A 23,697-nucleotide genomic window follows, 5' to 3' on the forward strand; every position below is an offset into this window, starting at 1 on the left:
GAACTCATCGGCGAGGCCGCCGCCTACGGCATCGACAGCCGTGACGGGCGGCGGGCGGCCAACGTGCGCGGCGCGCTGCGCGGCGTCGCGGACGTCGACCGCATCACCGCCCGCATCGCCTTGCGCAGCGCGCGCCCGCGCGACCTCTCGGCGCTGCGCGACAGTCTCGCGCGCCTGCCCGAACTGGACAGCGCGCTTCACGCGTGCGAAGCAGCGCTGCTGCTCGAAATTCGCGCTGCGCTCGACATCGCCCCCGAGCCGCTCGCCCTGCTGCGCCAGGCCATCGCCGATGAGCCTGCAGCCATGGTGCGTGACGGCGGCGTGATCGCGTCCGGCTACGATGCCGAGCTCGACGAGTTGCGCGCCATCCAGACCAACTGCGGCGAGTTCCTGCTCGCGCTCGAAACGCGGGAGCGCGAGCGCACCGGCATCAGCGGTCTCAAGGTCGAGTTCAACAGGGTGCATGGCTTCTACATCGAGGTCAGCCGCACCAACGCCGACAAGGTGCCGGACGACTATCGCCGCCGCCAGACGCTGAAGAACGCCGAGCGCTACATCACCCCCGAGCTGAAGGCCTTCGAGGACAAGGCCCTGTCGGCGCAGGAGCGCGCGCTGGCGCGCGAAAAACTGCTCTACGACACCATCCTCGACGCCCTGGCCGCGCACATCTCCAGCCTGCAGCGCATCGCCCGCGCACTTGCCACGCTCGATGCGCTCGCGGCCTTCGCCGATGCCGCACTGCGCCATGCCTACGTGCAGCCGAGTTTCGTGGACACGCCGGGGCTCGACATCGTCGGCGGCCGCCATCCGGTGGTCGAGCGCCAGGTGGACGACTTCATCCGCAACGACGCGCGGCTGTCGCCGACGCGACGCATGCTGATGATCACCGGCCCCAACATGGGCGGCAAATCGACCTTCATGCGCCAGGTGGCACTCATAAGCCTGCTCGCCCATGTCGGCAGCTTCGTGCCTGCGCAGTCCGCCACGCTCGGCCCGCTCGACGCCATCTTCACCCGCATCGGCGCCTCGGACGACCTCGCCTCGGGGCGCTCCACCTTCATGGTCGAGATGACCGAGGCCGCCGCCATCCTGCATGGCGCGACGGAACACAGCCTGGTGCTGATGGACGAAATCGGTCGCGGCACCTCCACCTTCGACGGCCTGGCGCTGGCCTTCTCGATCGCCCGCCACCTGCTCGAGAAAAACCGCAGCCTGAGCCTGTTCGCGACCCATTACTTCGAACTCACCCGCCTCAACCTCGATTACCCCGAGTGCGCCAACGTGCACCTGGATGCCGTCGAGCACGGTCACCGTATCGTGTTCCTGCACGCGCTCGAGGAGGGGCCGGCGAGCCAGAGCTACGGGATCGAGGTTGCCGCGCTTGCCGGCATTCCCGCAGCCGTCATCCGCGACGCCAAGCGCAGGCTGCGCATGCTCGAGAACCAGGCCGTGGATAGCGGCCCCCAGGCTGACCTGTTCACGTCGCTACCCGAGCCCGAACAGGACGTACCGATGTCACACCCGGTGCTGAGCGAACTTGCCGATATCGACCCCGACGCGCTGAGCCCGCGCGAGGCACTTGAGCGCCTCTACGCCCTCAAGCGCCTGGCCGCTAGCTGAGGCGCACAGAGGCACACATGAACCCACCTATCGAAGTCTCGGAAGAGGCCGGCGTGCGCTACCTGCACTTCGGCTCGGAATGGGTCCAGGGTGCGATGCGCATCCGCAAGCCCAATGCGCTCGAACTCGCATACACACGCGAAATGATGGCTGGGCTGCTGCTGCGCGACGGTCTCGCCGAGGATGGTGCGAGCTGGCCGCGACGCGTCCTCATCATCGGCCTGGGCGCAGCCTCGCTTGCCAAGTACGTATTTCACACCTTGCCCCTGGCGCGCATTCAGGTGGTTGAGATCGCACCGGCCGTGGTCGCCGCCGCGCGCCAGTTCTTCCGTCTGCCGCCCGAAGACATACGCTTTTCGATCCATGTCGGCTGTGGCGCTCAGTATGTGCTCGAGCGCGAGCAGAAATGGGACTACGTCCTCGTCGATGGCTTCGACCGCAATGCGCGCGCTGGCGTGCTCGATACCCAGGCGTTCCACGAGGCGGTGCGTTCACGCCTGTCTGAACAGGGCTTGATGGCGGTAAACCTGTTCGGCCGCGCCCGCGGCTACAAGGCAGCGCTGGAGCGCATCAACCGCGCATTCGACGCCCGCTGCCTCGCCTTTCCGTCCTGCGACAGCGGCAACGTCGTCGCCTATGGTGCCGCAGGCGAGCCGATCGAGCGCAGCGTGGCCGAACTGCGCGAACGCGCGGGCTGGCTCAAAGCCCGCACCGGACTGGATCTTGGCCCCACGGTTACGCGACTGGAGCAGTCGGGGACGCTGCCGGGAGGGCGCGTCGAACTTTGATTGCTACGGAACCGAGCGTCGCGACCTGGATCAGAACCGCAGATGCCCGCGCTCGGAATAGTCAGAACTCACCCGCGCGCGGTATTCTTCGGGTGTGAACGGGGCTCGCAGCGAGCCCGCAAGATGGAGTCAGCATCAACATGAGCACCTTTCTGATCACCCTGATCGTCGTCGCCATCGTCATCGCCGCAATGGCGATCGGCGTCATGTTCGGACGCAAGCCGATCGCCGGCAGCTGTGGCGGCATCGGCTCACTCGGACTGGATTGCGAGTTCGGCTGCAAGAAGCCGTGCTCCAAGCGCCAGGCCCGCATGGAGGCCGCCAAGGCCGAACAACAACATTAAGACCCGGGAGACACCATGCTCAGTTCCCTGCTCGTCAAGGATTACATGATCGGCGATCACCTCGCCTTCGGCGCCCACACCGACCTGTTGAAAGCGGTCCATACCTTGCTCGAGCACCGCTTGAGCGGCGCTCCGGTGGTTGACGAGAACAACCGTCTGATCGGTTTTCTTTCCGAAAAGGACTGCCTCAAGGCGGCGCTCGACGCTTCCTACTTCCGCCGCGAAGCAGGCACGGTGCAGGAGTTCATGAGCAAGGACGTCGTTGCCATCTCGAGCGACGCAAGCGTGATCGACGCCATCGAGATGTTCCTTGGCGAACCCTGCCGCTGCCTGCCCGTGGTCGAGGGTTCGCGCCTGATCGGCCAGATTTCCCGTAGCGACATCCTCAAGGGACTGGAGCAACTGCGCCGCGACGGTCACTGAGACTCCACGGGCCGGGCTCAGCCCGGCGCGGGGGGCTCCTGTGCGGGCGGCAACCACAGGCAGAGCCCCTTGTTTGCCTTGGCGATGTCGGCCAGCATCGCCTCATGCGCGCCAAGCTCAGCAGCATCGGCGCGCACGACGACGATGCTGGCGCGCTCGCGCGGAGCCGCGCCGTCATCGGCAGCGCCCGGGAGTGGCTCGTCGTCGAGGCCTATCATCAGGCTCTCCTGGCCACGCGTCATCGCCAGATAGACTTCTGCCAGCAGCTCCGCGTCCAGCAAGGCGCCGTGCAATTCGCGATGGCCGTTGTCGATTTCGTAGCGGTCGCACAAGGCATCCAGCGAAGCCTTCTTTCCTGGATTCTGCTCCTTGGCCATGCGCAGCGTGTCGATCACCCCAGCGCACAGGGTGTCGAGCCGGCCGCGCCCAAGCAACTGCAGTTCGTTGTCGAGAAAGCCGACGTCGAAGCTCGCGTTGTGGATCACCAGCTCAGCGTCACGCACGAAGGCCTCGAAGTCATCGACGATCTCGGCAAAGCGCGGCTTGTCGGCGAGAAACTCTTCAGTAATGCCGTGTACCGCGACGGCCTCGGCATCGATGCTGCGGCCGGGATTGATATACACATGGAAATGGCGACCGGTCAGGCTGCGGTTGAGCAGCTCGACGCAGCCGATCTCGATTACCCGGTCACCGTTGCGCCAATCCAGGCCGGTGGTTTCGGTATCGAGCATGATCTGTCGCATCTTTGATTCCTGGCGGCCTGCGGCCGCGTCATGAGTTGTCGATGAAGGGGAGCGTCAGCCGTGCACGGCCCCGCCCGCCTTGCGCACGGCATCCACGCCTTGGCGCGCCAGCGCATCGGCGCGTTCGTTCTCCGGGTGGCCGGAGTGTCCGCGCACCCAGAGCCACTTCACCTGATGGCGGGCAGCGGCCTCGTCAAGCGCCCGCCAGAGGTCCGCATTCTTGACCGGCTCCTTCGATGCCGTCTTCCAGCCGCGCGCCTTCCAGCCGTGGATCCACTCGGAGATGCCCTTCTGCACATACTGGCTGTCTGTATGCACGCGGGCCGATACCGGGCGTTTGAGCGCCTCGAGCGCCCGGATCACTGCGAGTAGTTCCATCCGGTTATTGGTGGTGGCTGGCTCGCCGCCCCACAGTTCCTTCTCATGCGCGCCAGCGCGCAGGATTGCGCCCCAGCCGCCTGGCCCCGGATTGCCGCTGCAGGCCCCGTCCGTGTAGATATCCACTTCTTCCATTACTGCGTTGTCCTCGCTCCGGCATCGCGCTGAGCGACCGGAGACAATCGTTTAGAAGCCGACTTGTGCTCGCGCCAGTGAGGCGTGATCAGGCGCATTCCCTGCACCCGCTTCACCCCGTGCAATAGATAGGCGGCGCCCAGCACCGGCCACCACCGCGCCCCCGCCCGGTCCAGGAACTGCCAGCGCTGCAGCCAGCGCTCGCTGCTCACCGGCGGCGCATGGCAACCGAAACGGCTGCCCTGCACCTCGAAACCGAGCAGACTCATCCAGTCACGGATCCGCATTACCGTGCGGTACTGCCCGCACCAGGGCGGTTTCGAGCCACGTCCTGCGAGCAGGCGGCGCACACCCCACAGGCTCAACGGACTCAGACCGCTAATCACCACGCTGCCTTCGGCGACAAGCACACGCTCAACCTCGCGCAAAACCCGATGCGGGTGAGCAGAGAATTCGAGCACGTGCGGCAACAGCACAAGATCCACGCTTGCCGACGCGAATGGCAGTTCGAATTCGTTTGCCATCGCATCGCCGCCGGGGGCACGTGCACAGGTAAAACGATGCGGCATGCGATTGGCCCGCAGCAGGTCAAAACCGGGCAGACCGATCTGGACAGCGTTGTAGCCGAAGATGTCCGCGACCATGCTGTCCAGGACGTCCTGCTCCCAAGTCAGAAGGTAGTGCCCCTGGGGGGTGTGCAGCCAATCCTTGAGGTCGAGCATTGACATCGCCACTCAGGTCCTCAAAATTCGGGGGATGAACATTGTACCTATCAAACAGGGCTGCACCCCTTGTGGTTACAAGGTTTCAGCGTTTCGCCGTCAAATACTTTTCGGCTGAATAGTGCTGCTGTACCCCAGATTCTACGCGATGCATTCGGCTAGTTTTAGACATGCATGAGGTGGCCGGCGAGCGGGACTAGCTCGCCACGCCCCTGATCGCAATACGTTCAAGTGCTCCGCCTCTGCTATAAAGCGTGCATGGCATTCTTCCTCCTCACACTGCTCTTCATTGGCTTCTTCGCGCTGATCATCTATCTGCCGTGGGAAGGCATTAAGACCCTGCTCGCCCTCGTGTGGGCATGCATGGCGCTCTCGGCCCTGTGGGCGCTCGTCTCCGGATTCTTCCGATAGGCCTCAAGCCATTGAAAAGCTCTCGCGCCAAGCCCTCCACTTTTGCACCTGTCCGCCCGCCTGCTTGACGGCGCAAGTCATCGCCGCTCGCTCATCATGCGGAAGGTCAATCATCTTGCGCTCGTGCGCCCAGCGAAGGACCTTCTCGAGCTCCGTGCACAGCTCGGCGACCAGGGCGCGACGTGCTCGATGATCCGGTGTCTGCGAGACCTCCGGAACATCGAGCAGATACTCGATTAGCGCGGCGAAGTCGATCTCCCAGCGAGCCTGATCCGGTTCGACGAGCCTCCCCATCATGACTGCGGCCAGCGTTTTTCCGATCGTCTCACCGGCAATCCAGGTTAGAACCATATCTCCGTCACCCAAGCGCTTCGTCTGGCGCAGCGCATGGGCGGCGATTTGCCGAATCGATTGACGGCGCGGCGCTTGCGCCTCGGGCACTTCTAGGCTATACGTTCCCATGTGAATTCCTTTGCTTAGAGGGGTTTCGCAATCCGCGCCTCAGCGACTGCTATCGCTGGGGCGCTTCCGTTTGTGGGGTAGGTCATGCGTGCGGCCTGGAGTCCTGGCCTCCAATCGAAGGCGGGCGCTTTCCGTTCATCGGCGGAACCATCATGGACAGCTTTGCCAGCCCCTTCGGCAGCACCATCACCTGTTCGCAGGTCTTCTCAGACCCGTCATCGCGGGTGGCAACATAGATCTTGTGCGTGAGGTAGCCGGCCTGGATCTTGTCCTGATAGGCCACAAGCCCGCTCCCGCCGACGCGGCGATAGATCCACTTGTTCTCGATCATCCATTCCGTGAGCCGGCGCGGCTGAACATCGAGATTCTTTGCCGCGTTGGTCAGGTTGAGCCGTCCGTCGGCAATGGTGATCCGGTCAAGGGCCTCGACCTTCGGCGCCTGCTCCGCGACCTTCTCTTCCAGTGCGGTCGCCTTCACCTCCAAGTCCAGCCGCTCCTGCTCGGCCTGCATTGCCAGTTCGATCAGCTGCAGGCGGGAGAGGCTGGCGGGATATTGGGCCGGTTGGCCGCGCAACCTCTCGGCCATCTGCCAGAACTCCTTGACCAGCCGCTTCTTGAAAGCCCGCACGATGTCGCTGTTGCGCATGTAGGTCAGCAGCAGCGTGGATTGCTGCTCGTTGAGGATTGCGACCTCGCGACGCTGGATGCCACCGGCGGTTTCAAAGGGTCGCATTTCAAATGTGACCCTTCCGAACTCTTCCAGATCAGGCAGATAGGTGCGGGCGAGCTGGATCACTGCCTTGTGCTCAACATCGGTGCCCTCAGCAATCGCGAAGGTCGTGGTGACGGCCTGGCCGTCGGTGATGGTGACGAGGGCGTTCATTGCCGGGCCTCCCTTTCCTTCTTCACCGCCTCTTCTCCCTTTTCGATGAGAATCAGCAGTTGCTTGTTGAGACTGCGCTTCTCGCGCGCCGCCATCTCCTTCAGCCGCGAACGGTGGCCGGGCTGTTCGAACCGCAGGATGTAGCGGTCCGCTTCCTTACTTGCTGCAACCATGAATTTCTCCTGTGTCACATGGCTAGTAGCCATGAAGCGAATATTATGGCTCATAGCCACATAGCACAAGCGGAATCATGGCTCATAGCCATCAATTGTTTTTATGGCTCTCTGCCATTACCATAAACCTATGGGAACCACCGAAAGACCGCGCCCTCGTCAAGATGAAGACAAGTACATCGTCCGCTTCCCGGACGGTATGCGAGACCGTCTGAAGGAGGCTGCGCACGCGAACGGCCGCTCGATGAACGCGGAGATCATCGCCCGCCTGCAGCAGACCCTCGAGCAGCCCGCGGACGCTGGAGCCCTCCACGAGAAGATCTCGCACCTGGAGACGCGACTGCGCGACGCTCAACAGTCACTCGCAACCGAATCCGCTCTTGCCTCGATCGTCGCGATCTCGCTGAAGACCCTGGCCAACAACGTCCCGGCCGATCTACGCAGTGCGATAGCCGCGGATGCGGCCGAAGCGGCTGCCGACAGCGTCATCAACAAACCCTTTCCGCGTTGGGGTGACTTGCCCGACGGCAGCGACCTTAGAGCGTTTGTCGAGAACACGGCTCGGCTGCTCGAAGATGTCAAGATGACTGCGCGGCTGATGGACGAGCGAAATACTCAAGCGCGGGCCGCACCGACGCGCAGGCTCAGTGTCCGGCGTCCTTCGCGCGAGGAGGGCGGGGCGTGATTGCCCCCAAGGCGGCGCACCTGCCGTCCCTTCTCGTTGTTCTCGACCATCGCCAGCTCCTTCGCCATCTCGATGGTCAGGTGGTAGTCGATGGTGGTGGCGCGACCGTTGATAAATCTATCAACCGTGTAGTCCTCGCCCTCGGCGAAGCCATACTTCTCGATGCGGCCCTTGATCCAGTTGGCGAACTCCTGCCTGCTCTCGACGAACTGCCACAGGTCGCGGGCGTTGCAGGTCTGTACGGTAGCGCCTGCCAACTCGCGGGGCTCGATCTTGATGAGCTGGTTCATTGCCGTGCCTCCTTTGCTTCTTCGTGAATGCGGGACTTCTCCAGGCGGTGAAGGATCTCGCTGTTCAAAGAACGATGGTTCTCGATCGCGCTGTGCTGCAACCAGCGCTTCAGGTCAGGCGGAACCCGAACAGGAGTCGGGCTGATTTGCTGCGCTTTCTTCATGGCTTCTTTCGCTCCTACGTGATGTGATACGACGTTACGTGGATGAAGATTAGAATCTACGCAATGTGGATGTCAAGAAGAATCTTTTGAAAAGATACGCAGCGATGTCCACAATCTCGGCATGAGCGATAGACACCAAGCCCAGGCGTACCCGCTACGCCTACCTGATGACCTGAAAGCGAGGGTGGCCGATGCAGCCAAGGAAAACGGCCGCAGCCTGAACAGCGAGATCACCGCCCGCCTGGCCGCGAGCTTCGAGCAGCCCGAAATCCCCGCGCTGAAGATCGCGGAGAAGTACGGCCTTGGCGGCAAGGCCTTCATCGACGCGGTTGCTGCGGCGGTATCAGAGGTTGTGCTTCAGAAGATCGACGAAGAGATGCGCCCGTTTGCGGACGTGGTCGACGACGAAGACGGCTCAACGCTCAAGCTGAGCGGCCCCGCGGCGGAGTGGCTTCGCCGGAAGGCTGAGCGTACAAACGTTTCTCCGGAGAAGCTGCTGCGCGACCTGATGTCGGCCCCACTCACACCGGACGATCTGGAGATCACGAAGCACCGCCGCGCCAAGAACAGGCCGGACCCATGACGGCTCCGGCAGTTCTCGCTGACCCCAGGTGATGGTCACTGCGCCGCCGCCGACACCCGCTCGTTGAATCGACGCATGGCCATCGTGATCTGTTCATCGATCACGCGGACACGTGCGGTATCGCCCTGCTCCACGGCGATCCGCTTCGCCTCACGCAGCTTTCGCACCTGGCCCTCCACCTGTATCGGGCCAGCCATCCCGATGCGTGCAGCTGGGTTGTCCCGCAAGTACCCCTGCACGTCTCCGCCATCCTTCCGGCGCCCCTCGATCTCTGCCCGGTGCAGGTTGATCTCGCGCAGGTTGTTGTAGAAGCGCGTCGCCTCACTCGACTGCCCGGAGGTATCGCCGTAGAAGCGCCCCAGCAGCGGGATCTTGTGCGGCGGGAGTTCCTCGCCCGTCCAGAGGCTCATCGCGGTCTGCTCCGTCTTCAGGTACTCGCGGCCAACACCGCCCGTGATCTGGCCGATAAGATAGTCGATCTGGTCCGGCGTCGGGCTAAAGATCCCGGGCTTGTAGTCGGTGCCACCCGACGCAAGGTTGATCCAGTACGCGAGCGCCTTCGAAATCTCGCTGGCCGTATCCTTCGCGCGAGAAAACCCGGGCGTCGGTCGCAGGCTGTTGAAGTCCTCTTGCGCGATCGGCTTACCGGTCCAGTCTCGATTTTCGGATAGTGCTGCGAGCGGATCGAGCGCCGTCGGCGCAAGGGTCTGCATGCTCCAGCCTGCGTTCCCGATCGGGTTGAATGTATCCGCGAAGAGCGCAGCGAAGTCGCCGAACCGCTTGGTCGTGTCGCGGAACCCCGAGAGCGCCCACTCGGTGAGGATGCGGCTCGTGCTCGGGATTACGTGGAAGCCGAGCGGCATCGGGATCGATGCGTACTTGCCATCACCGAGCGGGACCACGATCGAGCGCTCGCGCACAAATTCAGGCGGCTCATCGTCATCGAACCCTGCGGCTGCCAAGGTGACCGCCTGCAGTGCCCCCAGTGTCAGCCCGCCGAGGATGATCTTGCGACCCGCTGGGCCCTTCAGGGTCTGCAGCATCCGGGTTGTGCCCTGCATCGCAGCGTTGAAGAAGGCGTACAGCGCGCCCGCCTGCGTGGCGATCTGGCCCTTGCGGTTGAAGTTCACCGTCAGGTTTTTCGCGATGCTGGCTGCCTGCGCATTCGACAGCCCTTTCGCCTTCGCCTCCATGTAGGCCGAGAGGCGCACTGCATTCTCCAAGGTGTCGTTGTAGTCGGACAACCAGTTGAAGAGCCCGCCTGCCATCTTCTGGGCCCGCGCCATCGGCACGCGCAGCACGCCGTTCGCAGTGAAGACCTTGCCGAGCGGGCTTTCCATCCAGCCTTCGGGGTTCAGCTCCTTGGCGAGCGCATCGGCTCGCTCCTGGCTGTTCGAGAACATATCCCGGTAACCAGTCTGCCCGCCTTCGTTGCGGAACTCGTCGAAAGCCTGCGCCCACGGCGAGTTCGGTAGCGCCTCCCCTTCCCGTTCGGCACGCAGCGCCGCGTAGATGCCGCGCATCGCCGGCAGCACGTTCTTCAGCACCGCTTTTTCAGAGCCGCGAATCGGCGTGGTCGAGAGTTGCAGAAGCGCCGCCTGCGTGTCTCGAGTCAGGTTCACCACACCGAAGACGGGGTTCCACTGCGTATTCACCGCAGCGAAGAAGCGTGTCAGCTTCGCCAGCACGCCGAAGACGTGCCCCAGCTGGTCGGCGTCCAGGTTCTTCAGCGCATGCACCATGCGCTGTGCGCGCTCATCCTTGCGGTTGAAGAACACATACCGGTCCTTGCCGTCGATCCGCAGGGATAGCACGTTGTCTGCGCCGCGCAGCGCTGGGTTGATCCGTTCTGCAACCAAGCCGGTACGCGGATCCACGTAGCGCTGTACGGGCTCCTTCACGAAGTTCTCGGCATCGGCTGGGTCCAGCCCCATCCCGACCAGCTCGGCAACCATGCGGGTCTGCTGCGCGGGTGTGTAGGCTTTCGCCTCGTCGGGATTGACCGGCATCCAGAAGTCTGTGTTCGGCGCCTTGATCGCAAGCGCGTAGTTCGCCTGAGCCACACGATTCTTCTCGGCGCGCACAATCGTGCGCTCGCGCTGCAAGGCGATGTTGGCCAGGATGTCGATGACCGCCTTCTTGCTCCCAGTCCGGCGCTTCGAGGCTGGCCCGCGGACTGAGTAGCCTTGCCCGACCCCTAGTCCGCCAGATTCCACATCCTCACGCTGCAGGGGCACGTAGTGCTGATACGCCGCCTCCCAGGCCTGGATCGTCTCGGCGGTCTCCAGGCCCGAATCGACCATGAGCTGGCGCGTTTTCGCGTTGATGGCATCCACCTGCCTTGCAAGCGTATCGAGCACTCGGCGCCGATCGGGGGCGATGCCTGCCAAGTGGCTGGCGGCCTCCTGGTTGGTCATCCCTGAGCCCCCATCCTGAAGGTCAGGCTCGTTCGGGTTGATCTTGGCAATGTGCGCGTTCGCCTCAGGGGCGTGCCGCGCGTGCAGGTAGCGTTCAAGCTCGCCCATGTCCACGCTGCTGCGCCGCATCTGCGTCAGGAGCGGACGCATCTCATGCGCCAGGAAGTCGCGCACGCCTTTTGCGCTACGGCCGTGGAACAGCTCCTCCTGCAGGTACGGGTTCCACTGATCCTCGATCTCCCCAACCTGCGCTTTCACCGCGTCGACCACGCGCTTCAGGTCGACCTGCTTGTTCTGCAGGGTATAGATGAGGCTGTCCATCTTCGACGGCTCCGGCGCCTGCCACGCCGCGGCGATGGTCGAGGGCGAGCGTGCCATCCGGCTGAATCGCATCCGCGGATCGTCAGGGCTGAACGAGCCAACGTTGTCGGTCGTCTTGAACTGGGTCGGCTCGAAGGCGACAAGCGCCCACAGCTTGCCCTGATCGTCGAGCATCGCGACGCCGTCGTACCCCTGACGCTTCAGCTCCTGCCGGCGCTTGGCGGAATCCTCCACGCTCTCGAAGCTCTGTGCCTCCTCGAGCTGCATCGTGTAGGGGCGCTCCATCCTCAGGTAGCCACGATAGATCGTGCCGCCGTCTGCATACCGCTCCGCCGTTGCCTGGCCGCGCGTAAAGAAGTGGCCAAGGCCTGCTGAGGTGTGAGTAGAAGCTCCGGCCAGTTTGGAGTTGTCGAAAGCGTCGAAGCGCGCCGGCGAGCCGTGCATCACCACGATCGGCGAGCCGTCCGCCCTTCGGATCTTGCTCTTGCCGAACCAGTTTCGAAACGCCTTGCTGTCGGTCTTGGGTGCAACGCTGAAGCCACCATCAGCACCGGCCGCGCTGGCAGCCACGTCACCGCGAGCCATCGCACGCACGTTCGCCTGTGCGATCGCAACCAGGTCATCCACGGTCGGCGTGAAGCTGAAGCCGTTGCGAAGCGCCCACGCGCGGATCATCGCCACGAACCCGCGAACGATGTCGCCAACCGGTTTTCCGAGCCTCATGTCGACCCAGTTCAGCAACTTGCCGTCCACCGCACTGAAGCCAGCCTGGCGACCTTCGGTCACCGCCTGCTCCACAACGTAGGATGCGGCCTCCGCTGAATTGCCGGACTCGCCTGCATCTTCCATGCGCTGCGACACGCGCCCCAAGAAGTCACGCAGCGGCTTGGCGCGCGTGCTGCGGTTCTCGATCAGCTTCAGCGCCTTGCGGTCGATCTCGCCGCGCTGCTTGCCATGGGTTGCCTCGTGCAGCAGCACGGCCGGCGCCGTCTCGGCAGTGAGGTTCGGCGCCACCATGAAGGTCAGGCCGGACTTCGGGTCGAAGAAGCCTTGAATGTCGCCGCCTTCGCTGAACCTGACAGGCGAAGATGTCTCGTGCTTGACGAGATCATTTTCGTTGAGTACCTTGTAACCAACGCCAGCAAGATCGGATGCACCTAGGGGCAACTGTAGCCCGGTCTCCGATGCAAATTGCTGGCGTTTTTGTTCGTTCACATACAGAACCTTCTTGCCGTCACGGATCGTCGCGGCAATTGTCCCAAGAATGTTGTCCCGGGCATGAATGCTGGCAATCTTGTTCAGCGAGTATTTCATGCCGTCAGGCTCTAGATGGACGGCGACAACGACAGGGCGGCCCTTATCGAGCACTTCCGTCAGTACAACGAGCGCCCCCGACTCGGTGCGAGACTCGATAACCGCAATCGGGTCACCAAGATGCTCAACAGCGCCTACGATGGCGTCCTCCGAGAGGCTGTGCTTCCTTCCTGGCTTGGCTGCATCAGCTAGTTTCTTCGGATCCATTTCAACTGGCAGGGGTTGGGCGCCAGCCATTTGGAGAACCGCGGGCGTTGGTCCGAACTTGATCCACTCTCCAGAGAACGGCTTGTTGTCGACGAATGACTGGACAACGCGTCGCAGCCGACTGACTCCGGCCTGATCCATGCGGCGGCCCAGGGCGACGCTCATCTGTAGCGCATTGCGCGCCTCGTCAATCGTGCGCCCGGTCTTGCTCGCAAACGTCCCTGCAAGGTCTTCCGCGCGCTCGACCACAACCACGCCACCGCGCTTTCCTTGGTCGCCGCGCTTGAGCATGGCATCAATCGACTTGGCGAGTCCAGGGAAGCGATCAACGATGGACTGACGGATGGCGTCGCGGGTGAGGCCCGATCCACCTTCGCCGCGACTGAACAGCATCATCGCCTGCGCCATCTCCGGCGTGATCTCACCGAAGTCGATGGAGCCATCTGGGGCTGAAACGAACGCCTCGGGCTGACGGGCGCCCTGATCCCCTGTCGCTCCATTTCCACCCTCGGTCGTCTGCGCGTCGCTTTCGGTTGCCGCAGCGGCCGTCTGAGCAACATCCGCTGCGCTCGGGATCTCCGCTTCGCTCTGCCCCTGCGCCGCATCGGCTACTGCAGCCCGCCCTCCGCCGGCCTCTCTAACAGGTTCAGCCGACGCGCCGCCGGCCACAAACGCTCCGGCAGCGGGCTCCATGTCGCCGTTGGCGGACACATCAGGCTGTGATGGTGCAACGCCTGCGCCTCCTCCCACGACAACGCCTGCTTCTTCAGCGCGCGCCTCAACCATACCGGCATCGGTACCGCCAGGGACTGCGCCATTGGCTTCTCCTTCTGCCGGATCAAGGTCATCGGTCACCACGTCCGGCAAGTCAGCGTCCGATTCGCGCACTGCTTCCGTTTGCGGAACCGGCTGCTCAGGCTCAGATGTCTGGCTGGTCGCCGCCTGGTCGGTCAGCGAGACAGCCCGTGTCGGGACCACGGCGAAGCGATCGCCGCGCCGGGGATGCGGGACCACCGTGAAGGGCTCCTGCCGAGCGTTCGACAAGCGCTCAGCCTCGCGCTGCGCGGTCTGCTCCGTGTAGGGAACTGTCCGCGCGGCACGAGCCTCGGCATCGGTGCTCACAAAGCGCGCTTGTTCGCGTGCGCGGCGCATCTGCTCGCGTCGAGTGGCGCGCAGATCGGCCATTTCGTCGAACTGCTGGCGTGTGCCGACGTCACCCTCCGGCGTGGCGCGCAGCGGCTCGTTCGGCCGCGGACGAAATTCGATCGCTTCGCGCGGCTCCGGTGCCTGCAGGGACTCGGCGCGATCAGGGCTAGGAAGAGCACGCGTCGGCGCGCGTTCGCGGTCCAACACCTCTCCTTCACCTGCGCGGATCGGATTGAGAGTGTCGTAGTCCTGCGGCAGGATGCGCTCGAACGGAACGGCATCTGCGTTGAACTGCTCGCGCTGCTGCGCCCGCTGATCGGCCTCAAACGCACCTTCGGCAATCAACTGATCACGTGCAGTGCGCATGTCCGTGCGCACGCCTGCCCGCTCCAGTCCGTCACTATCGGCAGCGCGTGTCCGTAGCGTCTCGAGCTCCGACGCCTGCTCGCCGACGAAGCGATTGAAGTCGAGGTTCTCGGCCTGCGCTTCGACACCGGTAGCGCCCGCAATCTCGGTCTCAGCCGCATCCTGCTGTGCGGCCTGCTCGGCTGCCCTGACACGTTCGGCAGCAACGGCAGCGGCTTGCTCTTGGGCGCGCCGCGCCTGCTCCGAGGACCAAGCAGCATGCGGATCGCTGGCGATCGATCCGGTACCGGCCTCTTCGTCGACAATCCGCTGCCGCTCGGTCATGGCAGCCTGGTTCGCCTGCGCCAGACTGGCGGCTCTCGACAGCGGACCGGTGTTCGGGTCGATGGCGGGAGGCTGCGTTTGCTGCGCGCGGCCGGCTGGCATCACGTTGGCGCCAGCACCCATCAGACCGCCAGCAATACCGCCTTCCACGGCTGCGCGCGCCACGCCTTCACCGATCGGATTCTGCTCTGCCCAGTTCTGCGCAGCCTGTTCGGCGACGCTCTGCGGCATTTCCTCGAACAGACCTTCAGCCGTTGCGCCGCCTGCCAGGCGACGAGTAAAGCCCATCGGCGCGCGGCCGGCAGCCGCGACACCTCCGGCGATTGCGGTTTCCGGGTCGATCACGCCAAGGCGACGGGCCAGCATGCCACCGCCCACGCCCAGGCCGGCACCCACCAGGCCCGCACCAGCAGAAGCCGCAGCGGCGCGGCGCGCATCTACGTCTTCGCTGATGTTCGCCATCGACTGACCGGCGATCATCGCACCTTCGCCGCCTGCGCCGGCAATCACCGGAGCCAGGGGCGCAGCAGCCGCAGACGGGGCAAGGCGCGCCGCACCGGCAAGGGCAGCACGCCCGACGAGGCCGCCGGCCACCATAGACGGCAACGACTCAGCCACAAGTCCGGCAATGTTTCCCGGATTGCTAAGGTACGCGCCGGCAATGTCCGCAGCGCCGCCGCCCTGCCACGCGCGCTCAATCGCCTCTGCACCAGCCTTGCGCCGCGGGCTGTACTCGTTGGCAGCGGCTTCCGCCCACTTGCCCGGCTGGAAACCCGTGGCCTCGCCTAGCGCGTCCGCTGCTCGAGACACGTAGCGTTCGCCCGTGACGGCGGCTACAGGAATGTCAGCAAGGCCAGTGAGCACCCCAGGGAGCTTTTGCACGCCGCGCTTGATGTCGGTCGCAAGGTCGCCCGCGAGGCCGGTGTTCTGCTTCGGCGCAGCCTTCGCGTCTACGAGCTCGAACTGATCCCAGTCGATTCGCTCGCCTGACTGTTGCGCAGCAGGCGCAGGCGTCTGCACAAGCTCAAACTCATCCCAAATCGTTGCCATGCCATCCAGCCCCTTGACTCAAACAGGCACGATGATGGCTTGGCAGTCAGTAAAAGCCCGTGCGCGGTCAGCTGAGGCTACTGGATTGGAACTGGGACGCCACCCTTGACCTGGTACATTCGGCCATCCTTCCCGCGCAGCATCGCGCCTTCCTGCTGGCGCGCATCCCCTTGCGCGGCCGGCGGCACATCCACATACCGCTGCGTCTGAGTGTCGAAGACGCGGCTTGGCGCGGTCATAACCCCCATGCCGTCGGGCGTGGAAACCTGTCCGCCCTGCACGGTGATAAAACGATCACGGCCGCTGCTCGCATCGCGCCCAGAGAGAATGCCAAGGGTCCGCTCAAACTGAGCACGCTTACCGGGGTCTTGTTCGTCGATGAGGCGATCCTGCAGGCCACGGATGCGACGCTGCTGATCGAGCTCGGCGCGGCTGACGTTGACCGATGCTTCCGCGGTCATCCGGTCAGCATCCGCGCGCTGCTGATCGATTGCCGTGCGCTGGCGCTCGATGCCTGCGCGCTGCTGATCCTCCATCAACTGCACGGCCGCTTGACGCCCGCTCCGACTCTGCCCGGTCAGCATGTCGCGCGTGATCTCGTCCTGCGTCTTCTGGCGGGAAAGCGCACCGCCTGCGTTGAAGTTCAAGTTGTCGCGCAGGGCCGTACTCTCCTCGCGCAGTGCGCGCATGCGGTCGGCACGCGAGGAGAGCTCTTGCGCCAGCGAACTCGGAGCACCCTGCGCACCGCCTTGCGCTGGCAGCGTGTTTACCCCTGGCCGCATGCCCCCCTCGATCCAATCGGCCGTGTTGGCCAGGTCGTCGGTGTAGATAGTGCGCCCGCGTCCGTCGATGCGCGTCACGCCAGGAGCCCCCTGAACCGAGCGCGTCGCATACCCCATGTCCGTCACGCGATCACCGGACGTTTGGCCTTGATTCTGGATGGCAGGACCGAAGACCGAGCGCCGGAACGCTGGCGTCTGGCCGATCTGCGGAACGTCAGGCACTGTTGGCAATCGCTCAGTCACGCCACCGGGAACGGATGCGACAGGCGGGCGGGCGGGTGCGACAGGCGGGCGGGCGGGTGCGGCCGGCGCCGCGTTGCGCTGCCGAATCGCGTCGGCGTCCGAGTTGTACAGGAATGCGTGCTTTAGCGCGCCCGTCACCCTGTCTGTCATCGGCGTCGGATTGCGCTGCGCCGGCTCAGGCTGCCCTAGCTGGGAAGGAGCGTAGCTGCCCATCCCGGACGCCCGGTCAGGCAGTCGCCGGCGCAGTTCATCAGTGTTTGTCGCCATCTCGAATCCTTCGGTGTTATTGCCGCGATGATAGGCAGCCAGCCAGCATCAATTCGCCTCCCCTTGCACCGCAACCTGCGCAGACGCGTGCACGGCGTTGAGTGCTGCCGCAGCTTGGTCCCCTGCCGCACGGGCTGCCGCGGCCAATGTTTCCGCTCTCGCTCGCAGCCGATTCGAGAACTCCCGAACGTCGTTCATCCCTACGTCGTTGCGAGCGTCCGCGTTGAACTTTGCGACCTCCAACTTGAGCTCCTCGACGGAGATACGATTGCGGTAATACTGGCTTGCTGCGCTGATGAGCTGCGCCTGCGCGCCTGCCGCGGAGGTAGCCAGCCGCGTCGCAAGTTCAGGGCCGAGAGCGATGGTCTTGATGTAATCCCCTGCCGCCTGGATCCCTTTGATTCGATAGTCCAGCGCGTTCTGCACGGCGAACTTGATGTTGTCGATGAGAATATCGACGTGCTTAATTGCGACGTCGCGCGACTGTTGCGCGATCTTGTTTTGTGCGTCTTGCTGGGCCATATGCATCGCGTGCTGCGCCGCACCGCTCGGCAGCGGGAAGCCTCGTGCAGCGGACCCCGCTATGATCTCCTGCTGCACTCGGCCAACTTCGTTCAGCACCCGCGAGCGGTCCCGCTGCCAGATCTGATCTTCGACGTGCAGCGGGATCGCTCGCCCGCCGTTGAGCATGTCGCACAGGCTGCGCTGGGCTGCGGTCAGGTAATCGCACTCGTTCGGAAAGTAGTCAGTGAAGAACTGGCTGAACTTGGCGGTCAAGTCTCCTACGACCTGGCCGTACGTCGAGTTGTACAGCGCACTATCCACGCCCGCGGCTGACCGGGGAATCGACACGACCGGCTCAATGTTGCCGGGGTTGAAGACGATCGACTGTGGCGAGAACGACGCGAAGCCCGACGATGCAGACACCGCCTGGTTTGCGAAGCTCGACGCTTCATTCGACTTCTGGGCGGCTACCGCCAGCGCCTGACTGATTACCTGCCCGACAAAAGCCTCTGCGCTCATTGTTAAATCCTCCTCGACGTGGGTATGACCGCGAACTCGACGGACGCCAGCTCGAAGTCCTCCCCGTCTGCGTTGTACAGCTCAAACTCCAGCCAGCTCATGCACAAACCTTTACCGGTGTCGATGCGCTGCATTTGCAAACGCTCGTCGTAATTGCGCGCGGCATACACATACTCTGCCCCGTCCGCCAACACCTTCAAGAACAGTTTCCCCTCTCCGCTCACACCGACGTACGCATTCGTGATGCGCTTGCGCACCGAGGTGCCGAAGTCCTGCTTCCCAAAGCTCACCATCGCCTGGATCGCCTCTCCGGCGTCGGTATCCCCCTCAAGGAGATACACCCCGTCGTCTCGGCAACCGTAGTAATCCTGACCGATCTTGGCAAAGCTGTTGAACGAGAACCCCTCGTACCGGGTCGAGCCTCCAGACCCCATGTTGGTCACCCACACATCAGAAGGGGGCCCCGAGTCTGCGTCTATGTGCCCACCTCCGAGTACGGTCCACACCGTCGCCGCGTGGGTGGATGAACTGGCCAGTGTTGTGAGCACCGTCGCAAACGACAGCGCAGATGCGTCCGTCTGTTTGGCAATCACCAGGACCGTGACCGCTCGCATGTTGGACGAAACCGACACCCCGATGACCAGAGGTGCGCGCGCCGAAGCCTTTACTCGGACCGCTTCGTACATCGATGCGCTATCCGCACCCTCCTGCCCGTCCGCAAATCCGCGAAGAGGCTGCAAAACGCCGCTGGCCGCACCGTACGGGCGATCGGATGCCTGACCCAGCAGCCCCAAAAGGGCGCCCTCTCCAGTGCCAACGGTCCCGGTCTGGCCGGTCGCGCTGCCGGTCAGCATCGACACGACCCCGTCTGCCAGCGCGTAGCTCGGCACCAGGTCTCCTGCATCAGCGATACCCTCGAGAGGGCTCAGGCTCCCTTGTGCAGACGCATAGGCATAATTGGATGCCAGACCCGTGAAGGCCGCAAGCGAACCGTACGCGCTGTTGGCTACACCGGCCGAGCCGGTCAATGCCGACAGCGCTCCTTGCGCTGCACTCAGCAAGTAGTTCGATGCAATGCCTGACAGGGGTAGGAACGCCCCGCCCCCTTCGGTCAGCGCTGTCAGAGATGGGTTGTCGACCGTGTCGCCGGCTGAGTAGAGCGCGGCGTCCAGGTGCATCGGCTCAGCGCTGTTCGAGCTCTCGTAGACCAACGTGTCGTTGATGTAGTAACGAACCTTGCCCGCTGCACGGTCGATGCGGAACACAGCCCCTTCTACGTAGGCACCGATCGTATGCACGACCTCGCCGCGCTGCATCACGCGTGCGATCCCGTTGCTCAGGTAGAAAGCGAACCGGATATCCCGGTACCCGGTCGGGGAGTAGCCTGTGTTCAACCCAACCACTGCCCCGACAGCCGACCTCGACACTTGGAACGAGGTGCGGACCCCACCGATGACCGTCTTGCGGGATCGCGCACGACCGGTCCAGCCGAGCTGGAAGTCCTCCGTGATGTGCGCCGCCGTCGGCGGAATCGCTGCTCTCGGTGGGATGAATGGCTGCCCCGGCCGGAACACAGTGTACGAGTACGTCCGGCATGAGTAGGTGTATGGAATCTGAACGCTTGTAGCACCCGACGGAGACACCCAGATCCACCGCCCTGTGCCGCTGCCTGAAGACAACCCCCCAGATACGACATACTCTCGTGTCCAGCCAGCGGCGAGGGCCGCGCCTTCGTCCGCACTGCGCGTGCAGACCCGCTCGGACACGACGACGTAGCCGGCGGGGATATACGGTTGCCCGGCATAGGCGGGCACGCCTGGTGTGCCGGGTACGTAGCGCCGCCGCGAGACCTTGTGAAGTGTGTTGCCCATCATGCCTCCCTTTCGGCGTCATACCGCCACGGCGCTACTTCACTCGCTGGGCGAGGGCGCTTTGCAGGTCCGACCCACCGAACGCCGTTGAAGCTCACGGGCAACGCCTCGTTGTCTTGCACGCTACCTATCTCGTCGAGCCGGCCTTCCCGTCTGTTTGATTTACCAAGAGATGCCTTAAAAAGCCAAGATTCCCCTGAGTCCACAGACCGATAGATCGTGTACGCCTTGCGCCCTTCGTCCCAAGCAGTGATCAGTATTTCCCCTTGGTCCGCGGCATTTACATACGGGCGCGTGACAGTGAACTCTCCAAGGTCGTGCACTTGCAGGGACGGCAGCCCAGTGGGGGAGATAACAGACCATGAAATCCCCCCGTCCTCTGTGCGGACGAACGATGCATTCGGGGTCATGCCTGCAACGCTGCCCCGTCCGAATGGGCGCCGCTTAGCTATGGCACGAAGTCCGCCTAGCACCACACAGCTGTTGGGTTGCACGACGGCAGGAGCGTCTGGGAGCCCAGGAATAGGTGGCATCACATGTGCCGTCCACGTATCGCCCGCGTCTGTCGTACGCAAGGCTAGGTGTAGCCAGTCGGGCACCCACCTAGCGCTGTTTCCTGTAAAAATTACCACCAACGCTACAAAATGCTGCGGAGTAAACACCAGCCAATCTGCATCCGCCAAGCCACGGATCGAATGGTTAATCGGCTCTGCATACCTAGCATCTTCGCCAACTCGTGCAGTCGCATTGTCTGCCAACTTGTCTGCAAACAGGGACAATACCTCTACTATTGTCCAGCTCTGCCCTTCGTCGTCACTCACGTACATGAAAGCCTGGGCATCTACAGCTACGGTCGGCTCGACCCTTGTGAATGCATACGATGCCACGAGCGCTACTTTTCGACGGGGTGTCACCGATGTGAACGCAGGGACTATGAACTGGCTTTGCGCTGTTGATGACTCTCGCGGTAGGAACGCCTCCACCTCTGCGGCTTCCGTGTCGAAGTTGACGATACGAATAGCTGGGCGAACAACCGGGTTGTTCAATGGGTCTCGAGCGGTTGAGTGGGGCCACGTAAACATGAACGCCCCTCTACTACCACCATCGTGGTCAAACCCGAAAAAGTCCAAGCCAAAGCCAGGGTGCTCGGTAGCCCACCCCGTTGGGACAGCGACGACGCCTTGGGCCGTGGCATCGACGTAAGGCGAAGATCCGCGACCTTTTCTGAAGCGGAGCAGTGCCCCCATCTCGAACAGCCGAAGGCCGTTGACATCAGATTGTTGAATATTCCATGTAGCGCTCTGCAAGAATCGATTCCTACCTACGTGCCATCCGACTATGCGACGGGCGGGCGTAGCTACGACGTCTTTCAGTTTCAACCCCCTCATGAGGTCCGCAACAACCTCAACCCCCTCTTTCGTACGAACAACGGTCCCAGAGGAGAACAACTCTTGCTCGTCTCCCTGAAACACCTCCGACCGGCCACCCATCTTGTTCGCGTGAACATCCCCAGCCTTCGCGCTGAGGAACGGCGAGCGAACCCGCTGCAGAGAGCGAACCAGCGCCTCGCCGAGAGGGGATGTGCCGTTCCACAGCTTAGGGTATTTCATATGTCAGATTGAAGCTGGTCCAGAAGAGCTGAACGGGAATCTCCCCTCCCGGCAGCACCATGAATGACGCTGTCCCGCCGAGGTAGGCCGTGATTTCCAGCACCGGGTTGGCTGTGCCAGAGACCGGGTCAATCTCGTAGATCCAGGGCACCCACTCGCTGTTGAACACGGAAAGGTAGAGAAAGCCATCCACGTAGTAGGCTGGACCAGAGGCTAGTGAAAGCCCGTCTATAACGTGAGCCAATGTGAACCCTGCACTATCGACGCGGTATAGGCGCAGCCCTGCAGGGAGAGGAGGATCAAAGTCGGGGTCTGGGTCAGCCAGAACATACGTGTGGTCGAGGTTGGCCGTGGAATAGAACCCCAGCCGGATGTCCCCAGCTTCCAGAGGCTTGTCTGCGATCTTGATCGCCGCACCCGACGAAGAGACAGACCAAGCCGCTCCGTAGGTGACAACACCAGTCTCGGTCCCGTTTCGAAACGTCGCAACGTGTTGGCCTGGTTCGGGCGACACGGTTACCCAGGACGCCGCATCTGTGGATACCTTGAGCGTGTAGTCGCTGTCGATCAGGTAGATCCCGTTGCAATACGCAAGGCGATCAAACTCGTCCGACACCAGAGAGAAGGTTCGCCCGTCGGTGGCCTTGTAGGCACGCCCCCACGGCGACACCGCGTACAGACCATCGTGTCCTTGAAACGAGTAGGTGGGCATGTCCGCATAGTTGTAGTCGCTGTACAGGACGGAAGCGGTGTCCTGGTAGGTCACGAAGTCGTCCGTGACCACGATACGGTTCGGCCCACCCTCTGCCCCGCTACCCACGCACAAGTACCCTGCATCGGACAGACCGAAGCAGCCAAACCCAGTAGGCGTCGGAGGGAGTACAAACTCGAAGGCCCCGGCCTGCCCTCTCACGACGATCGTGTCTCGAAAGGCTCCGAAATACTGACTCGGGTTGTGGACGATGGTGGGCATTACTGCATCTCCGCGCGTCGAAGTTCCCGCAATACCCGGGCTTCGGTGGTCAAATCCTTGCGGATTTTCAGCCGGCTCTGTGTGCCGTCCAGCCGCCACACGTAGCCCAGCATCTTCACGCGTGCTGGACGAAGGTGATATCGGAGCACCGCTTCTGGGTGGTGGTTCAGCCGGGCGATGGAAGGGAGCAACGGCAGCACAGCTTCTCGGCGAGCGACGTAGAGATGATGCAGCGAGTGCTGCGCCACCTCTACGTCGCCGACCGTCGCAATCTCATCCGTGCACACCGCAGCGTGGTGAATGAGTGCGCTCAAGCAGGCCGCCATCGCCCCTGGCAAAACGTAATCATCTGAATCGACGTAACCCACGTACGGGTGCTCACCCAGGGAAAACCCTGCAGCCCTGCCCTGCCCGATGTGACCCTCCTCGCCCGACACGACATGTACCGTGCAAGGTTGGTCACGCATCGAGGACAGACACTGCTCCAGCCAATCATCTCGAGTGCCGGAGTGAGTCAGTACGTGGATGTCGATCACAGCGTCGGCAGGGCCACGGTGTAGTAGTCGATCGACTGCGGAGCGCCCGCCGTCAATGTCGTACTCGAGAGGTTCAGGAAGGCACCGGCGACGCCGACCGTACCCTGCAGGCGCGGCGCAGTCGCAGATTCCGTGCCGTCGTCCGCGAGAAGGACGTGACGGCAAAAAGTTGCCGTGCCAGACGCCGCATTGACGCCCGACCACACCTCCCCGCTTGCCTTGGAGAGCGTGCCCCCCGCAGGCGTGTCACTGAACGTGACGCCAGTGCCGGTCCCGCTCGCTGTGATCGAGCACAAGAGCACGGCAGAGCCAACCGCGGCATCGGCAGTTGCCGGAACGGACCCGCCGTAGATGTCGATCCGCCCGCCGTCGAGGGTGGCTTTGAGCGAACCGGTGGCCAACAACGCGTTGCGCAGGCCGGTAGAAGCCTTCAGTGTCATGAG

At 63.3% G+C, this 23,697-nt stretch carries 23 protein-coding genes; 7 read left to right on the forward strand and 16 right to left on the reverse strand.

Going from position 1 to position 23,697, the window contains the following annotated elements:
• The 4 genes from mutS to B447_RS04915 all read left to right on the forward strand — a co-directional run.
• Window positions 1–1,620: DNA mismatch repair protein MutS (gene mutS / locus B447_RS04900; RefSeq protein ID WP_002937246.1), on the forward strand; the 1,620-nt coding region annotated here is incomplete at its 5' end.
• A 17-nt stretch (window positions 1,621–1,637) separates the two neighbouring features.
• On the forward strand, window positions 1,638–2,408 hold the full coding sequence (locus tag B447_RS04905; RefSeq protein WP_002937247.1) for a fused MFS/spermidine synthase: 771 nt from the start codon (window positions 1,638–1,640) through the stop codon (window positions 2,406–2,408).
• A gap of 140 nt (window positions 2,409–2,548) precedes the next feature.
• Window positions 2,549–2,752 carry a (Na+)-NQR maturation NqrM gene (nqrM, locus tag B447_RS04910; RefSeq protein WP_002929903.1) on the forward strand — a complete coding sequence of 68 codons (204 nt, stop codon included), beginning with the start codon at window positions 2,549–2,551 and terminating at the stop codon, window positions 2,750–2,752.
• A gap of 15 nt (window positions 2,753–2,767) precedes the next feature.
• Entirely contained in the window at window positions 2,768–3,175 is a 408-nt protein-coding gene (locus B447_RS04915; RefSeq protein WP_002929900.1) for a CBS domain-containing protein, read from the forward strand.
• A gap of 17 nt (window positions 3,176–3,192) precedes the next feature.
• Here B447_RS04915 and dnaQ read toward each other — a convergent pair whose 3' ends face one another.
• From dnaQ to B447_RS04930, 3 genes are read right to left on the reverse strand one after another with little or no spacing between them, the layout of a single operon-like run.
• A complete protein-coding gene (gene dnaQ / locus B447_RS04920; protein ID WP_002937249.1) occupies window positions 3,193–3,918 on the reverse strand; it encodes a DNA polymerase III subunit epsilon in 726 nt (241 codons plus the stop codon).
• Between the two features lie 54 nt (window positions 3,919–3,972).
• Window positions 3,973–4,431: a ribonuclease HI gene (gene rnhA / locus B447_RS04925; RefSeq protein ID WP_002929896.1), complete on the reverse strand. Its 459-nt coding sequence runs from the start codon at window positions 4,429–4,431 to the stop codon at window positions 3,973–3,975.
• Entirely contained in the window at window positions 4,431–5,159 is a 729-nt protein-coding gene (locus tag B447_RS04930) for a class I SAM-dependent methyltransferase (protein WP_037982403.1), read from the reverse strand. Before B447_RS04930 ends, rnhA begins: the two co-directional genes overlap by 1 nt.
• 252 nt (window positions 5,160–5,411) lie before the next feature.
• Here B447_RS04930 and B447_RS04935 point away from each other — a divergent pair, with 252 nt between their 5' ends.
• A complete protein-coding gene (locus B447_RS04935) occupies window positions 5,412–5,564 on the forward strand; it encodes a hypothetical protein (RefSeq protein WP_157384635.1) in 153 nt (50 codons plus the stop codon).
• Between the two features lie 3 nt (window positions 5,565–5,567).
• On the opposite strand, the gene B447_RS04940 is transcribed toward B447_RS04935, so the two are convergent.
• The 3 genes from B447_RS04940 to B447_RS22500 form a co-directional block, all read right to left on the reverse strand.
• Window positions 5,568–6,026, reverse strand: a complete 459-nt coding sequence (locus tag B447_RS04940) for a hypothetical protein (RefSeq protein ID WP_002937254.1) — start codon at window positions 6,024–6,026, stop codon at window positions 5,568–5,570.
• Window positions 6,027–6,108: 82 nt separating this feature from the next.
• On the reverse strand, window positions 6,109–6,909 hold the full coding sequence (locus B447_RS21755) for a phage regulatory protein/antirepressor Ant (protein ID WP_002937255.1): 801 nt from the start codon (window positions 6,907–6,909) through the stop codon (window positions 6,109–6,111).
• The gene (locus B447_RS22500; protein WP_157384636.1) at window positions 6,906–7,082 is read right to left on the reverse strand and encodes a hypothetical protein; all 177 of its coding nucleotides are present in this window, start codon (window positions 7,080–7,082) and stop codon (window positions 6,906–6,908) included. The genes B447_RS21755 and B447_RS22500 overlap by 4 nt, the downstream gene beginning before the upstream one ends.
• A 103-nt stretch (window positions 7,083–7,185) precedes the next feature.
• Here B447_RS22500 and B447_RS22070 point away from each other — a divergent pair, with 103 nt between their 5' ends.
• Complete coding sequence (locus tag B447_RS22070) at window positions 7,186–7,767, forward strand: Arc family DNA-binding protein (RefSeq protein ID WP_198291748.1); 582 nt, start codon at window positions 7,186–7,188, stop codon at window positions 7,765–7,767.
• Here the strand turns inward: B447_RS22070 and B447_RS04960 are convergent.
• A complete protein-coding gene (locus B447_RS04960) occupies window positions 7,698–8,057 on the reverse strand; it encodes an antA/AntB antirepressor family protein (RefSeq protein ID WP_002937260.1) in 360 nt (119 codons plus the stop codon). The genes B447_RS22070 and B447_RS04960 overlap by 70 nt on opposite strands.
• Window positions 8,054–8,221 carry an Arc family DNA-binding protein gene (locus tag B447_RS22075; protein ID WP_083491420.1) on the reverse strand — a complete coding sequence of 56 codons (168 nt, stop codon included), beginning with the start codon at window positions 8,219–8,221 and terminating at the stop codon, window positions 8,054–8,056. The genes B447_RS04960 and B447_RS22075 overlap by 4 nt, the downstream gene beginning before the upstream one ends.
• Before the next feature lie 121 nt (window positions 8,222–8,342).
• Here B447_RS22075 and B447_RS04965 point away from each other — a divergent pair, with 121 nt between their 5' ends.
• A complete protein-coding gene (locus B447_RS04965; RefSeq protein ID WP_083491421.1) occupies window positions 8,343–8,804 on the forward strand; it encodes an Arc family DNA-binding protein in 462 nt (153 codons plus the stop codon).
• A 35-nt stretch (window positions 8,805–8,839) separates the two neighbouring features.
• On the opposite strand, the gene B447_RS04970 is transcribed toward B447_RS04965, so the two are convergent.
• From B447_RS04970 to B447_RS05000, 8 genes are all read right to left on the reverse strand, one after another.
• A complete protein-coding gene (locus B447_RS04970; protein WP_002937265.1) occupies window positions 8,840–15,949 on the reverse strand; it encodes an LPD38 domain-containing protein in 7,110 nt (2,369 codons plus the stop codon).
• A 77-nt stretch (window positions 15,950–16,026) separates the two neighbouring features.
• A complete protein-coding gene (locus B447_RS04975; protein WP_157384637.1) occupies window positions 16,027–17,241 on the reverse strand; it encodes a hypothetical protein in 1,215 nt (404 codons plus the stop codon).
• 48 nt (window positions 17,242–17,289) lie between these two features.
• Complete coding sequence (locus B447_RS04980; RefSeq protein WP_002937269.1) at window positions 17,290–18,264, reverse strand: hypothetical protein; 975 nt, start codon at window positions 18,262–18,264, stop codon at window positions 17,290–17,292.
• Window positions 18,265–18,266: 2 nt separating this feature from the next.
• The gene (locus B447_RS04985; RefSeq protein WP_157384638.1) at window positions 18,267–19,658 is read right to left on the reverse strand and encodes a hypothetical protein; all 1,392 of its coding nucleotides are present in this window, start codon (window positions 19,656–19,658) and stop codon (window positions 18,267–18,269) included.
• A 476-nt stretch (window positions 19,659–20,134) separates the two neighbouring features.
• On the reverse strand, window positions 20,135–21,745 hold the full coding sequence (locus tag B447_RS22835) for a sialidase family protein (protein ID WP_157384639.1): 1,611 nt from the start codon (window positions 21,743–21,745) through the stop codon (window positions 20,135–20,137).
• Entirely contained in the window at window positions 21,732–22,718 is a 987-nt protein-coding gene (locus tag B447_RS04990) for a hypothetical protein (RefSeq protein ID WP_002937277.1), read from the reverse strand. The genes B447_RS22835 and B447_RS04990 overlap by 14 nt, the downstream gene beginning before the upstream one ends.
• On the reverse strand, window positions 22,718–23,254 hold the full coding sequence (locus tag B447_RS21765) for a glycosyltransferase family A protein (protein ID WP_157384640.1): 537 nt from the start codon (window positions 23,252–23,254) through the stop codon (window positions 22,718–22,720). The genes B447_RS04990 and B447_RS21765 overlap by 1 nt, the downstream gene beginning before the upstream one ends.
• Window positions 23,251–23,694, reverse strand: coding sequence for a hypothetical protein (locus tag B447_RS05000; protein WP_002937281.1), 444 nt, complete (start codon window positions 23,692–23,694; stop codon window positions 23,251–23,253). The genes B447_RS21765 and B447_RS05000 overlap by 4 nt, the downstream gene beginning before the upstream one ends.
• Between the last annotated feature and the right edge of the window lie 3 nt (window positions 23,695–23,697).

It is taken from the genome of Thauera sp. 27, assembly GCF_000310125.2.
Taxonomy (GTDB): Bacteria; Pseudomonadota; Gammaproteobacteria; order Burkholderiales; family Rhodocyclaceae; genus Thauera; species Thauera mechernichensis.

Excerpts from the sequence above, each read along its gene's own strand:
- B447_RS04940 (WP_002937254.1), bottom strand. The coding sequence starts at position 6,026 with ATGGGAACGTATAGCCTAGAAGTGCCCGAGGCGCAAGCGCCGCGCCGT.
- B447_RS04930 (WP_037982403.1), bottom strand. The coding sequence starts at position 5,159 with ATGTCAATGCTCGACCTCAAGGATTGGCTGCACACCCCCCAGGGGCAC.
- B447_RS05000 (WP_002937281.1), bottom strand. The coding sequence starts at position 23,694 with ATGACACTGAAGGCTTCTACCGGCCTGCGCAACGCGTTGTTGGCCACC.
- B447_RS22835 (WP_157384639.1), bottom strand. The coding sequence starts at position 21,745 with ATGAAATACCCTAAGCTGTGGAACGGCACATCCCCTCTCGGCGAGGCG.
- B447_RS04970 (WP_002937265.1), bottom strand. The coding sequence starts at position 15,949 with ATGGCAACGATTTGGGATGAGTTTGAGCTTGTGCAGACGCCTGCGCCT.
- B447_RS04965 (WP_083491421.1), top strand. The coding sequence starts at position 8,343 with ATGAGCGATAGACACCAAGCCCAGGCGTACCCGCTACGCCTACCTGAT.
- B447_RS21755 (WP_002937255.1), bottom strand. The coding sequence starts at position 6,909 with ATGAACGCCCTCGTCACCATCACCGACGGCCAGGCCGTCACCACGACC.
- B447_RS04905 (WP_002937247.1), top strand. The coding sequence starts at position 1,638 with ATGAACCCACCTATCGAAGTCTCGGAAGAGGCCGGCGTGCGCTACCTG.
- B447_RS22070 (WP_198291748.1), top strand. The coding sequence starts at position 7,186 with ATGGCTCTCTGCCATTACCATAAACCTATGGGAACCACCGAAAGACCG.
- B447_RS04960 (WP_002937260.1), bottom strand. The coding sequence starts at position 8,057 with ATGAACCAGCTCATCAAGATCGAGCCCCGCGAGTTGGCAGGCGCTACC.
- B447_RS04935 (WP_157384635.1), top strand. The coding sequence starts at position 5,412 with ATGGCATTCTTCCTCCTCACACTGCTCTTCATTGGCTTCTTCGCGCTG.
- rnhA (WP_002929896.1), bottom strand. The coding sequence starts at position 4,431 with ATGGAAGAAGTGGATATCTACACGGACGGGGCCTGCAGCGGCAATCCG.
- B447_RS04915 (WP_002929900.1), top strand. The coding sequence starts at position 2,768 with ATGCTCAGTTCCCTGCTCGTCAAGGATTACATGATCGGCGATCACCTC.
- B447_RS04980 (WP_002937269.1), bottom strand. The coding sequence starts at position 18,264 with ATGAGCGCAGAGGCTTTTGTCGGGCAGGTAATCAGTCAGGCGCTGGCG.
- B447_RS04990 (WP_002937277.1), bottom strand. The coding sequence starts at position 22,718 with ATGCCCACCATCGTCCACAACCCGAGTCAGTATTTCGGAGCCTTTCGA.
- B447_RS04975 (WP_157384637.1), bottom strand. The coding sequence starts at position 17,241 with ATGGCGACAAACACTGATGAACTGCGCCGGCGACTGCCTGACCGGGCG.
- nqrM (WP_002929903.1), top strand. The coding sequence starts at position 2,549 with ATGAGCACCTTTCTGATCACCCTGATCGTCGTCGCCATCGTCATCGCC.
- dnaQ (WP_002937249.1), bottom strand. The coding sequence starts at position 3,918 with ATGCGACAGATCATGCTCGATACCGAAACCACCGGCCTGGATTGGCGC.
- B447_RS22075 (WP_083491420.1), bottom strand. The coding sequence starts at position 8,221 with ATGAAGAAAGCGCAGCAAATCAGCCCGACTCCTGTTCGGGTTCCGCCT.
- B447_RS22500 (WP_157384636.1), bottom strand. The coding sequence starts at position 7,082 with ATGGTTGCAGCAAGTAAGGAAGCGGACCGCTACATCCTGCGGTTCGAA.